The sequence below is a fragment of the Pseudomonas sp. RIT-PI-r genome, assembly GCF_001297015.1.
Classification (GTDB): Bacteria; Pseudomonadota; Gammaproteobacteria; order Pseudomonadales; family Pseudomonadaceae; genus Aquipseudomonas.
Window position 1 is genome coordinate 425,588 of record NZ_LIGE01000023.1, and the last position, 12,340, is coordinate 437,927.

The 12,340-nt window shown below is 60.5% G+C and carries 11 protein-coding genes; 8 read left to right on the forward strand and 3 right to left on the reverse strand.

The features are described 5' to 3' along the window. Nucleotides 1–64: 64 nt before the first annotated feature. Entirely contained in the window at nucleotides 65–2,869 is a 2,805-nt protein-coding gene (gene polA, locus AK821_RS11460; protein ID WP_064389731.1) for a DNA polymerase I, read from the reverse strand. A gap of 74 nt (nucleotides 2,870–2,943) precedes the next feature. Between polA and AK821_RS11465 the strand changes: the two genes are divergently transcribed. Beyond that, nucleotides 2,944–3,234: a DUF2782 domain-containing protein gene (locus tag AK821_RS11465; protein ID WP_064389732.1), complete on the forward strand. Its 291-nt coding sequence runs from the start codon at nucleotides 2,944–2,946 to the stop codon at nucleotides 3,232–3,234. A gap of 54 nt (nucleotides 3,235–3,288) precedes the next feature. Continuing rightward, the gene (locus AK821_RS11470; RefSeq protein ID WP_064389733.1) at nucleotides 3,289–4,242 is read left to right on the forward strand and encodes a homoserine kinase; all 954 of its coding nucleotides are present in this window, start codon (nucleotides 3,289–3,291) and stop codon (nucleotides 4,240–4,242) included. An 83-nt stretch (nucleotides 4,243–4,325) separates the two neighbouring features. Here the strand turns inward: AK821_RS11470 and AK821_RS11475 are convergent, their stop codons facing one another. Further along, complete coding sequence (locus AK821_RS11475; RefSeq protein ID WP_082355434.1) at nucleotides 4,326–5,246, reverse strand: zinc ABC transporter substrate-binding protein ZnuA; 921 nt, start codon at nucleotides 5,244–5,246, stop codon at nucleotides 4,326–4,328. A 66-nt stretch (nucleotides 5,247–5,312) separates the two neighbouring features. Between AK821_RS11475 and AK821_RS11480 the strand changes: the two genes are divergently transcribed. The 4 genes from AK821_RS11480 to AK821_RS11495 are packed head-to-tail and all read left to right on the forward strand — an operon-like array spanning nucleotide 5,313 to nucleotide 8,112. After that, a complete protein-coding gene (locus AK821_RS11480) occupies nucleotides 5,313–5,795 on the forward strand; it encodes a Fur family transcriptional regulator (RefSeq protein WP_007911760.1) in 483 nt (160 codons plus the stop codon). Next, the gene (gene znuC / locus AK821_RS11485) at nucleotides 5,795–6,580 is read left to right on the forward strand and encodes a zinc ABC transporter ATP-binding protein ZnuC (protein WP_064389735.1); all 786 of its coding nucleotides are present in this window, start codon (nucleotides 5,795–5,797) and stop codon (nucleotides 6,578–6,580) included. Before AK821_RS11480 ends, znuC begins: the two co-directional genes overlap by 1 nt. Next, nucleotides 6,573–7,361 (forward strand): zinc ABC transporter permease subunit ZnuB, encoded by a 789-nt coding sequence (gene znuB / locus AK821_RS11490; RefSeq protein WP_016986450.1) that lies wholly within the window; start codon nucleotides 6,573–6,575, stop codon nucleotides 7,359–7,361. Before znuC ends, znuB begins: the two co-directional genes overlap by 8 nt. A 37-nt stretch (nucleotides 7,362–7,398) precedes the next feature. Then, nucleotides 7,399–8,112, forward strand: coding sequence for a PA5502 family lipoprotein (locus AK821_RS11495; protein WP_064389736.1), 714 nt, complete (start codon nucleotides 7,399–7,401; stop codon nucleotides 8,110–8,112). A gap of 75 nt (nucleotides 8,113–8,187) precedes the next feature. Here AK821_RS11495 and katE read toward each other — a convergent pair whose 3' ends face one another. Next, nucleotides 8,188–10,329 carry a catalase HPII gene (gene katE, locus AK821_RS11500; RefSeq protein ID WP_064389787.1) on the reverse strand — a complete coding sequence of 714 codons (2,142 nt, stop codon included), beginning with the start codon at nucleotides 10,327–10,329 and terminating at the stop codon, nucleotides 8,188–8,190. Between the two features lie 260 nt (nucleotides 10,330–10,589). Between katE and AK821_RS11505 the strand changes: the two genes are divergently transcribed. Further along, the gene (locus tag AK821_RS11505) at nucleotides 10,590–11,597 is read left to right on the forward strand and encodes a methionine ABC transporter ATP-binding protein (protein WP_064389737.1); all 1,008 of its coding nucleotides are present in this window, start codon (nucleotides 10,590–10,592) and stop codon (nucleotides 11,595–11,597) included. Further along, complete coding sequence (locus AK821_RS11510) at nucleotides 11,597–12,271, forward strand: methionine ABC transporter permease (protein WP_016986455.1); 675 nt, start codon at nucleotides 11,597–11,599, stop codon at nucleotides 12,269–12,271. Before AK821_RS11505 ends, AK821_RS11510 begins: the two co-directional genes overlap by 1 nt. Nucleotides 12,272–12,340 lie beyond the last annotated feature (69 nt).

Sequence of the window (12,340 nt, forward strand, 5' to 3'; positions counted from 1 at the left end):
GAAATAAGCAGGTTTTACCGGCGTTGCCGCGACATCAGGTCGCGGCAAACCGTGTTCAAAAGGCTCAGTGAGCCTCATCCCAATTGTTGCCCACCCCCACTTCGACCAGCAGCGGCACATCCAGTTTCGCCGCCTCGCTCATGTGCACGCGAATCTCGGCGCTGACCTGTTCGACCAAATCCTCACGAACCTCCAGCACCAGTTCATCGTGCACCTGCAGAATGACTCTGGCGTCCAGCCCTGAAGTCGCCAGCCAGTTATCCACCGCGACCATGGCTTTCTTGATGATGTCGGCAGCCGTGCCCTGCATCGGCGCGTTGATCGCTGTGCGTTCGGCGGCAGCGCGTTCCTGCGGCTTGTTCGAATTGATCTCCGGCAGGTACAGACGACGACCGAAGAACGTCTCGACATAACCCTGATCCGCCGCCTGCGCGCGGGTGCGATCCATGTACTCGCGAACGCCTGGATAGCGGGCGAAGTAGGTATCGATGTAAGCCTTGGCCGTCTTGGTGTCGACGCCGATGTCCTTGCCGAGCTTCTGCGCGCCCATGCCGTAAATCAGACCGAAGTTGATCGCCTTGGCGCCACGGCGCTGGTCCGAGCTCACTTCGTTGAGCTCAACCTTGAACACTTCAGCAGCGGTCGCGGTGTGCACGTCGAGATTGTTGCGGAAGGCATTCATCAGGCCTTCGTCCTTGGACAGGTGCGCCATGATCCGCAGCTCGATCTGCGAATAGTCCGCCGCCAGCAATTTATAGCCCTTTGGCGCGACGAACGCCTGACGGATGCGTCGACCTTCAGCGGTGCGCACCGGGATGTTCTGCAGGTTCGGATCACTGGAGGACAAACGCCCGGTCGACGCCACAGCCTGGTGATACGAAGTGTGGATCCGCCCGGTGCGCGGGTTGATCTGCTCCGGCAGGCGATCGGTGTAAGTGCTCTTCAGTTTGCTCATCGAACGGTGCTCCATCAGCACCTTCGGCAAGCGGTGATCGTCTTCAGCGAGTTTCGCCAGCACTTCTTCAGCGGTGGACGGTTGACCCTTGGCGGTCTTCTTCAGTACCGGCAGGCCGAGTTTTTCGTAGAGAATCACGCCCAGTTGCTTCGGCGAGCCAAGGTTGAATTCTTCCCCGGCGATCTCGAAGGCTTCGCGCTCCAGCGCGACCATCTTGTCGCCCAGCTCAATACTCTGCACACCGAGCAGGGCTGCGTCGACAAACGCGCCTTGGCGTTCGATGCGCGCGAGAACCGGCACCAGCGGAATCTCGATGTCGGTCAGCACGCTGGCCAGACTCGGGATGGCGCTGAGCTTTTCGAACAAAGTCTGGTGCAGACGCAGAGTGATGTCGGCATCTTCGGCGGCGTACGGGCCGGCCTGTTCCAGCGCGATCTGGTCGAAGGTCAGTTGCTTGGCGCCTTTGCCGGCGATGTCCTGGAAGCTCACGGTGGTGTGATCCAGGTACTTCTGCGCGAGGCTGTCCATGTCGTGACGGGTGGCGGTGGAGTTGAGCACGTAGGACTCAAGCATCGTGTCGAAGGCGATACCGCGCACGGTGATGCCGTTGTTCTGATCGCCGCCGATGGCGCAGTTGGCGAGGATGTTCATGTCGAACTTGGCGTGCTGGCCGACCTTGAGCTTGCTCGGGTCTTCCAGAATCGGCTTGAGTGCGCGCAGTACGGTGTCGCGATCCAGCTGTTCCGGCACGCCGATGTAAGAGTGGGTCAGCGGAATGTACGCGGCTTCGTTGGCCTGCACGGCGAACGACAGGCCGACCAGTTGCGCCTGCTGCGCGTCGATGCCGGTGGTTTCAGTATCGAAGGCGAACAGTTTGGCGTTGTTGAGTTTTTCCAGCCAGACGTCGAAACGTGCCTGATCGAGGATGGTTTCGTACGCGGCTTCAGCAGGCGCGGCGGGCGCTTCCTCTGCTGGCGCGCTGAACAGATCGGCGGCCGGCGCAGGCTCGCTGGCTGCGCTCAATTCGAGACGTTTGGCGTCGCGATCCAGATCATTGATCCAGCTTTTGAATTCGAGCAGCGTGTACAGCTCGTAGAGCTTGGCCGGGTCTTCCGCGCCCATCTGCAGATCGTCGAGTTCGACGTCCAGCGGCACGTCGACCTTGATGGTCGCCAGTTGATAGGAGAGGAACGCCATCTCCTTGTGTTCTTCAAGCTTGGCCGGCAGGGTTTTCGCGCCGCGAATCGGCAGGGTCGGGACGATGTCGAGATTGGCGTACAGCTCGGTGAGGCCGCCGTTGACCCCGACCAACAGGCCGGACGCGGTTTTCGGGCCAATGCCCGGAACGCCGGGAATGTTGTCGGACGAATCGCCCATCAGCGCCAGATAATCGATGATCTGCTCCGGTGCGACGCCGAATTTCTCCTTCACGCCTTCCACGTCCATCGAACTACCGGACATGGTATTGACCAAGGTAATGTGGCCATCGACCAGTTGCGCCATGTCCTTGTCGCCGGTGGAGATCACCACCGGGCGATCCGCCGCCGCGCTGCTGCGGGCGAGGGTGCCGATGACATCGTCAGCCTCGACGCCTTCCACGCACAGCAGCGGGAAACCGAGGGCGATCACGCTCTGGTGCAGCGGCTCGATCTGCACGCGCATGTCGTCGGGCATGCTTGGGCGGTTGGCTTTGTATTCGGCGTACATTTCATCGCGAAATGTCCCGCCCTTGGCGTCGAACACCACGGCGAACGGGCTGTCCGGGTACTGCTTGCGCAGACTCTTGAGCATGTTCAGCACGCCTTTGACCGCACCGGTCGGCAGGCCTTTGGAGGTGGTCAGTGGTGGCAGCGCGTGAAACGCGCGGTACAGGTAAGACGAACCGTCCACCAGGACGAGGGGGGCTTGGCTCATGAGCAGGATCAACCTTTTCGGCGGGTCCGGCGCTAGAATAGCGGGACCGTTGACGACAAAGGGACAAGGTTATCATGCGTACGTTAAATCGCTTGCTGCTGGTCGGTCTGATTGCTGCCTCGCCGTTGGCCGCGATGGCGGCGGATGATGCGCCGTCGGGAGATCCTGAAGTCACCATTCGCACGGAAGGCGACAAGACGATTCAGGAGTATCGTCAAAACGGGTTCCTGTACGCGATCAAAGTCACGCCGAAGGGCGCACCACCCTACTTTCTGGTGCGTGCAGACGGGACGGATGCAAACTTCATCCGCTCGGATCAGCCGGATATGCTGATTCCGTCGTGGAAGATTTTCGAATGGAAGTAGATTTTTAATTCACTCGGCGCCGCAATTGGCGGCGCCCGTACTGGCAGTTAAAACATGTCTGTGTTCACTCCCCTGGCTCGGCCCGAGCTGGAAACCTTTCTCGCCCCTTACGGGCTTGGCCGTCTGCTTGATTTCCAGGGGATCGCCGCCGGCAGCGAAAACACCAACTTCTTTATCAGCCTGGAGCAAGGCGAGTTCGTCCTGACCCTGGTCGAGCGCGGTCCGGTGCAGGAGATGCCGTTCTTCATCGACCTGCTCGACGTGCTCCACGAAGCCGATCTGCCGGTGCCGTACGCACTGCGCACCACCGACGGTGTGGCGTTGCGTGAGCTGAAAGGCAAACCGGCGCTGCTGCAACCGCGCCTGTCCGGCAAGCACATCAAAGTCGCCAATGCTCAGCATTGCGCGCAGGTCGGCGAATTGCAGGCGCATCTGCACCTGGCGACCCAGGGCGAGCGCATGATCAAGCGCAAGACCGATCGTGGTCTGGACTGGATGCTGGAGGAGGGCACGGAGTTTCTCTCGCACCTGAGTGATGAACCGCGTGTGCTGCTACAAAAGGCGCTGGATGAAATCACCGAGCGCAAAGAGAAGATCCTCGCGCTGCCGCGGGCGAATATTCATGCCGACCTGTTTCGCGATAACGCGATGTTCGAAGGCACGCACCTGACCGGGCTGATCGACTTCTACAACGCTTGCTCGGGGCCGATGCTCTATGACGTGGCGATTGCCTTGAATGACTGGTGTTCGGACGAGGACGGTTTGATCGATGGACCGCGAGCCCGCGCGTTTCTCGGCGCCTATGCGGCGTTGCGCCCGTTCACGGCGTCGGAGGCTGAGTTGTGGCCGACCATGCTGCGCGTGGCGTGTGTGCGGTTCTGGCTGTCGCGGTTGATCGCGGCGGAGCAGTTTGCCGGGCAGGACGTGTTGATTCACGATCCGCAGGAGTTTGAACAGCGCTTGGCGCAGCGGCAGCAGGTCAATACACCTTTGCCTTTCGCGCTTTAAGATCAAAAGATCGCAGCCTTCGGCAGCTCCTACATGGGATTACCTGTAGGAGCTGCCGAAGGCTGCGATCTTTTTCTATGGGTTTACAGAGATTCCAGGCACCCGGCCAGATCGTTACCCAACTTCTCCAACACCTGCTCATAACCCTGAGCCGTCGCCGGGGTGTACCCGCCCAACGCATCCAGCTCAGCTAGTTTCACCGGCAGCCCGGCCACCAAAGTCTCGGCCAAGCGCGGGCGCAACGGCGGCTCACTGAACACACAGGTCTTGCCGACTTCCTGCAAGCGCTTGCGCATCGCTGCAACATGCTGCGCGCCCGGCTGCACTTCGGCAGCCACGCTGAATACGCCGGTGTGCTTCAGGCCATAAGCCTCTTCAAAGTAATCAAACGCCTCGTGGAAGACGAAGTACGGCTTGCCTTCAACGCTGGCCAGACGCTGCTTCAAACGCTGATCCAACGCATCCAGACGCGCGTCAAACGCCTTGGCATTGCTCTGATAACGCTCGGCGTTGGCCGGGTCGGCAGCGCTCAAGTCTGCCGCCATCTTGTCGGCAATCACCCGTGCGTTCACCGGCGACAACCACAAATGCGCATCCAGCGTACCCGGGCGGTGATCGTGATCATGCTCGTCGGCGTCTTCGGCGTGGGAATGGCTGTCCTCAGCAAAACGACGCAGTTTCATCCCGGGCAGGTCCTGCACCGCGACGCTCGGCAGCGTACGACCGTTCAGCACGCGCGGCAGGAAACCTTCCATGTCCGGGCCGATCCAGTAGAGCAGATCGACCGATTGCACCTTCCGTACGTCGGATGGGCGCAGGGCGTAATTGTGCGGCGAAGCACCCGGTGGCAGCAGCACTTCGGGAATCGCCACACCGTCCTGCACCGCCGCTGCAATCAGCTGCAACGGTTTGATGCTGGTGAGCACTTTGACCTCGGCCTGAGCCGAACCGATCAGCAGAAAACTGGCGACAAAAGCCACAAAAACAGAAAAAAGTCGGGACACGATGACCACTCAAGGAGGCGAGAACGGGTAACATAATAACGTCTCTATCAAAACTCGTCGCCGCCCATGCCTATTACACCGATTGCCAGCCGTCCCCACGACCACTCACATTGCGTGCACAGCGCTTTGTCCGAGGCCGATACCTTGTGCGCCCAGAAGGGCTTGCGCCTGACCGCGTTGCGCCGCCGGGTACTGGAACTGGTGTGGCAGAGCCACAAGCCGCTGGGCGCCTACGACATTCTCGCGGTACTCAGCGAGCAGGACGGCCGCCGCGCCGCGCCGCCAACCGTGTATCGCGCGCTGGATTTCCTCCTGGAAAACGGCCTGGTGCACCGCATCTCCTCGCTCAACGCCTTCGTTGGCTGCGTGCACCCGGAGCACGCGCATCAGGGCCAGTTCCTGATCTGCCGCGATTGCCACGCCGCCATCGAACTTGAGCAAAAAGTGATCAGCGACGCGATCATCAACAGCGCCAAAGACGTTGGCTTCATCGTCGAAGCGCAGACCGTCGAAGTCGTCGGCCTGTGCTCCGGTTGCCAGGGGGCTTGATGAGCAATGCGCTGATTCGTCTGGAACAGGTCGCCGTCACGTTTGCCGGGCAGGCTGTGCTGGACAACATCGAGCTGAGCGTCGAACCGGGGCAGATCGTCACCCTGATCGGCCCCAACGGTGCCGGCAAGACCACCTTGGTGCGCGCCGTGCTTGGCCTGTTGAAACCGGACAGCGGCAGCGTTTGGCGCAAGCCGAAACTGCGCGTTGGCTACATGCCGCAAAAACTCCACGTTGATCCGACGTTGCCGTTGTCGGTACTGCGCTTTCTGCGGCTGGTGCCGGGCGTTGATCGTCCGCGTGCCTTGGCCGCATTGAAAGAAGTGGGTGCCGAACACGTCATCGACAGCCCGGTGCAAAGCGTTTCCGGTGGTGAAATGCAGCGTGTGCTGCTCGCTCGGGCCTTGCTGCGCGAGCCTGAATTGCTGGTGCTCGACGAGCCGGTGCAGGGTGTTGATGTTGCCGGCCAGGCCGAGCTTTACAGCCTGATCACCCGTCTGCGCGACCGCCACGGCTGCGGCGTGCTGATGGTGTCCCACGATTTGCATCTGGTGATGAGCACCACCGATCAGGTGGTCTGCCTCAACCGTCATGTCTGCTGCTCCGGGCATCCCGAGCAGGTCAGCGGCGATCCGGCGTTCGTCGAGCTGTTCGGCAAGAACGCGCAGAGCCTGGCGATCTATCACCACCATCACGACCACGCTCACGACCTGCACGGTTCGGTAGTCAAAGGGCCAGTTGTTGGCCAACCTCACGTTCATGGAGACAACTGCAAGCATGGCTGATTTTCTGTTGTATGCCCTGCTTGCAGGTCTGGCGCTGGCACTGGTGGCCGGTCCGCTCGGTTCGTTTGTGGTCTGGCGGCGCATGGCCTATTTCGGCGACACCCTGTCCCACGCCGCGTTGCTCGGTGTGGCGCTGGGCTTTCTGCTGGATGTCAGCCCGACCGTTGCGGTGACCGTTGGCTGCCTGCTGCTGGCGGTGCTGCTGGTAACCCTTCAACAGCGTCAACCGCTGGCGTCTGACACGCTGTTGGGAATTCTCGCACCGAGCACGCTCTCTCTTGGCCTGGTGGTACTAAGCTTCATGCATGAAGTGCGGATCGACCTGATGGCCTATCTGTTCGGCGACCTGCTGGCGATCAGCCCGACTGATCTGGCGTGGATCCTCGGTGGCAGTGCGGCGGTGCTGGTGTTGCTGGTGACACTGTGGCGGCCATTGCTGGCGATTACCGTGCACGAAGAACTGGCCAAGGTCGAAGGCCTGCCGGTTGCGGGCCTGCGCATGGCGCTGATGCTGTTGATCGCAGTGGTGATCGCGGTGGCGATGAAAATAGTCGGTGTGTTGCTGATTACGTCGCTGTTGATCATCCCGGCGGCTGCGGCACAGCGTCACGCCCGTTCGCCGGAGCAGATGGCACTCGGCGCGAGCTTGCTGGGCATGCTCGCCGTATGTGGCGGGCTGGCGCTGTCGTGGTTCAAGGACACCCCAGCCGGGCCGTCAATCGTTGTGACGGCGGCCGCACTGTTTCTGTTGAGTTTTGTTCTGCCCCGTCGTGGGGTGTAGACTTGGCCGCTTTTTGCGCAATTAGAGAGTCGCAGGAATGAAGCCGTTCGCCTCCCGTTATCTGCTCCTTGTCGCATTTTCAGTGCTACTGGGCGCCTGCCAAAGCACGCCGCCGGTGGCTGAAGTCCCCGATGCGCGGGCTACGGCCATCGCACAGCTGGAGCAAAACCTGGCCAGCAGCGAACTGGCCACTGCCGAAGACCAATTGGCTGCTTTGCAGAAAGAAACCCCAAACGACGCATCCCTTGAGCAATACCAGCGGCAATTGGCCGAGGCGTATCTGCGTCGCAGCCAGATCGTGCTGCAGAAGGGGGATGTGAATGCCGCCGCCACAGCGTTGAGCCGTGCCCGTGCGTTGATGCCGAAAGCACCGGCGCTGACCGGTGGCGTGAATGGCGCCATCACTGAAGCGCGCAAGGCTGAGCTGGAGAAGGCTGAAGCTGCACTGCTGGCCGCCGAAGCCAAGCCGAAAGCCAAGGTGATCGATCCGACCGCCGAGAGCACCACGGTGGCGCTGAATATCACCGATAGCCGCAAACTTCGCCGGCAACTGGATGCGATCGCCGCTGACGTGGTGAATTACGAGTGTGGGGTGACCATTCAGGCACCACGGACGAATGACTATCCATGGTTGTCGACGTTGCTGACAAAACGGGTCAAGAAATTGAACCCGGATTTTGAGCTGAAGATCGAGAAGCAGATTGTGCGCACCGTACCGGCGCAGATGGTTCTTAGCCCGCGTAAGCAGTAGAAAGATCGCAGCCTGCGGCAGCTCCTACACAGTCATTCCCTGTAGGAGCTGCCGAAGGCTGCGATCTTTTGCTTTTTAAGCCGGAATGGCTTTGGCCTTAGGCTCGCGATCCCAAACCCGATGCTGCCCGATCGCCGCAAAGAACGGTTTGGTCAACGCACCCACATCCTTGCCCTCCAGCAGCCCGGCATCTTTCTCCAGCTTCAACACATCCAGCAACTGCTTGGCTTCGCCCTGCAACGCAATTGCCTTCAAGTGCTTGTAAGCCTCCAGCACGTAGTGCAATGCCACGCCGTCGCCGCTCAACGCCTTGACCGACGCCGCGCCACCCGGCACAAACACCGCGTCAAAGATCACCGACGGCATGCCTTCCATCGAAGCGTCCACGGGCAGGCTTTTGCCGTCCGCCGTTTTCACCGGCGCCGAAGTCGGCCCCAGCAACTTGGCGTGCGCACCTTCAGCCGCCAATGCTTTCTTCATCGCATCAATCGCCGCGCCATCGACACCGTTAGCAGCAAGAATCGCCACTTTTCGCGTTTTGATGTTTTCCGGCAGCAGGTTCGCCTGACTCAGTGCTGGCGAGTGATCGAACGACACCTTGCGCGCATCCACCGTGCCTTTGGCAGGTGCAGGCAGACCCAGATTGGCCGCCACACGCTTGGCCAGTTCCAGATCGATGTTGGCCAGAATCTCGTTCACTTCCCGCGCACGGATGAATTCGCGCTCAACCTTGCCCAGCTCGAAGCTGTAGGCGGCAATGATGTGCTCTTTCTCGTGGTCGCTCATGCTGTTGAAGAACAGCGTCGCCTGGGAAAAGTGATCGCTGAACGACTCGCTGCGCTGGCGGATCTTGTTCGCATCGATGCGTTCCGGATAACTCTCGAACCCACCGTCCTGCGCGGCCGGCGGCGTTTCTTTTGGCCAGCCGCCATCAATCGAGTTCGGCTCGTAAGAGGCGCGGCCCTTGTCGATCACCGTGCGGTGCTGCGCATCGCGCTGACCGTTATGGAACGGCGCCACCGGGCGGTTGATCGGCAGCTCATGAAAGTTCGGCCCACCGAGTCGGCTGATTTGCGTGTCGGTGTAGGAAAACAGCCGACCTTGCAGCAGCGGGTCGTTGGAGAAGTCGATGCCCGGCACGATGTGGCCAGGGCAGAACGCAACCTGCTCGGTCTCGGCAAAGAAATTGTCCGGGTTACGGTTCAAGGTCATTTTGCCCAGCGGCGTGATCGGCACGATTTCTTCTGGGATCAGTTTGGTCGGATCGAGGATGTCGAAATCGAAGTCATGCTCGTTTTCTTCCTCGATGACCTGCACGCCCAACTCCCATTCCGGGTAGTCGCCCATCTCGATCGCTTCCCAGAGGTCGCGACGGTGGTAGTCGGTGTCTTTACCGGCGAGCTTCTGCGCTTCGTCCCAGACCAGCGAGCAAGTGCCGGCGGTAGGGCGCCAATGGAATTTGACGAAGCGTGATTTGCCTTCAGCGTTGATCAACCGGAAGGTGTGCACGCCGAAGCCCTGCATGCTGCGCAGGCTTTTCGGGATCGCCCGGTCGGACATCGCCCAGATGACCATGTGCGCCGATTCCGGTACCAGCGAAACGAAGTCCCAGAAGGTATCGTGGGCCGAACCGCCGGTAGGGATTTCATTGTGCGGCTCGGGTTTCACCGCGTGGACGAAGTCGGGAAACTTGATTGCGTCCTGAATGAAAAACACCGGCATATTGTTGCCGACCAGATCGAAGTTGCCTTCATCGGTAAAGAACTTCACGGCGAAACCGCGCACGTCTCGTACGGTGTCACCGGAACCGCGCGGCCCCTGCACCGTGGAAAAGCGCGCGAACACCGGGGTCTTTTTCCCTGGGTCCTGTAGGAAGCCGGCCTTGGTCAGCGTCGAATGGTTCTCGTAGGCCTGAAAGAAACCATGGGCGCCAGTGCCGCGCGCGTGGACGATGCGCTCCGGGATGCGTTCATGGTCAAAATGCGTGATCTTTTCCCGCATGATGAAGTCTTCCAGCAACGACGGTCCGCGCGGGCCGGCCTTGAGGGTGTTCTGGTTGTCGGCGATCTTCACGCCTTGGTTGGTACGCAGGGCCTGGCCGGTGGCGTCGGAGCGAAACTTCTCGAGGCTGTCGAGTTTGGCGTTGGTGTTGGCGCGATCCGGCGTGTCGGTTCCGGCCATCTGGCTTTTGTCGGACGTAGGCTTCTTGCTCATCAGTCGTAAACTCCTCGGTTGACCCCGATGCTTGCCGGGGACTCTTGAGTGGTTCCCGGGCACGGCACCCAGGGTTTTCAAGTCGCTTACTTAGTGACTGATGGGCTGCTTTGGACGTTCCTTTTTTATGACCTTTGATCTTGTTATTGCCAAATCGAAGGTTAATTGCGAAATAAATGCTAAGAACCTCTATACGGACAGGCTAAAATGCGCGCCCGGCTAACCGCTGATCCTTTTCTAACGCGCCCCACAAGGTTCGCTACGTGATCGAGTTTCAAAACGTCCACAAGACTTACCGCGTCGCCGGTAAGGATATTCCCGCGCTGCACCCGACCAGTCTCTCTATCGAGAACGGGCAGGTGTTCGGCCTGATCGGCCATTCCGGCGCGGGCAAAAGTACCCTGCTGCGTCTGATCAATCGCCTGGAAGACTCCAGCGGCGGCAAGATCATCGTCGACGGCGAAGAAGTCACCGCGCTGGACGCCAACGGCCTGCGCCGTTTCCGTCAGCAAGTCGGGATGATCTTCCAGCACTTCAACCTGCTCGCCTCCAAAACCGTGGCCGACAACGTAGCGTTGCCGCTGACCCTGGCTGGCGAACTGTCGGGCAGCGACATCGACAAGCGTGTTGCCGAGTTGCTGGCGCGGGTCGGTCTGTCTGACCACGCCAAGAAGTACCCGGCGCAATTGTCCGGTGGCCAGAAGCAGCGCGTCGGCATTGCCCGCGCCCTGGCAACCAAGCCGAAGATTCTGCTGTGCGACGAGGCCACCAGTGCCCTCGACCCGCAGACCACCGCATCGGTTCTGCAATTGCTGGCCGAGATCAACCGCGAACTGAAGCTGACCATCGTCCTGATCACTCACGAGATGGATGTGATCCGTCGCGTCTGCGATCAAGTGGCGGTGATGGATGCCGGCGTGATCGTCGAGCAAGGTTCGGTGGCTGATGTGTTCCTGCATCCCAAGCACCCGACCACCAAGCGCTTTGTTCAGGAAAGCGAGCAGATCGACGAGAGTGAACAGCGTGATGACTTCGCTCACGTGCCGGGGCGCATTGTGCGTCTGACCTTCCAGGGCGAAGCGACCTACGCGCCGCTGCTCGGTACCGTCGCCCGGGAAACCGGCGTCGACTACAGCATCCTTGCCGGTCGTATCGACCGCATCAAAGACATTCCGTACGGGCAATTGACCCTCGCCGTCACCGGTGGCGACATGGAAGCGGCTTTCGCCCGCTTCACCGCCGCTGACGTTCACATGGAGGTATTGCGCTAATGGAAGACCTGATCAGTTTCTTCACCAATATCGATTGGTACGAAATCTGGCTGGCCACCGGCGACACCATGCTGATGCTTGGCGGTTCGCTGCTGTTCACCGTGCTGCTCGGCCTGCCGCTGGGCGTGCTGCTGTTCCTCTGCAGCCCGCGCCAGTTGCTGGAAAACCGTGGCCTCTACGCGTTCATGTCGTTGGCGGTGAACATCCTGCGTTCGCTGCCGTTCATTATTCTGTTGATCGTGATGATCCCGTTCACCGTGCTGATCACCGGCACGTCGCTGGGCGTGGCCGGTGCGATTCCGCCGTTGGTCGTCGGTGCCACACCGTTCTTCGCGCGTCTGGTGGAAACCGCGCTGCGTGAAGTCGATCGCGGCATCATCGAAGCGACCCAGTCGATGGGCGCGACCACGCGGCAGATCATCATGAACGCTTTGTTGCCGGAAGCCCGTCCGGGCATTTTCGCGGCGATTACGGTGACGGCGATTACACTGGTGTCCTATACGGCAATGGCCGGTGTGGTCGGCGCCGGTGGTCTGGGTGACCTGGCCATCCGTTTCGGTTACCAGCGTTTCCAGACTGACGTGATGATCGTCACCGTGGTGTTGCTGTTGATTCTGGTGCAAGTGCTGCAGATGGTCGGTGATCGACTGGTCGTGCATTTCTCGCGCAAATAAGCGGTTTTGTAATCAAGAGATGAGCCGGCCATTCGCTGGCAGGCGCCAGACGGGCGCCTCATAAGGAGT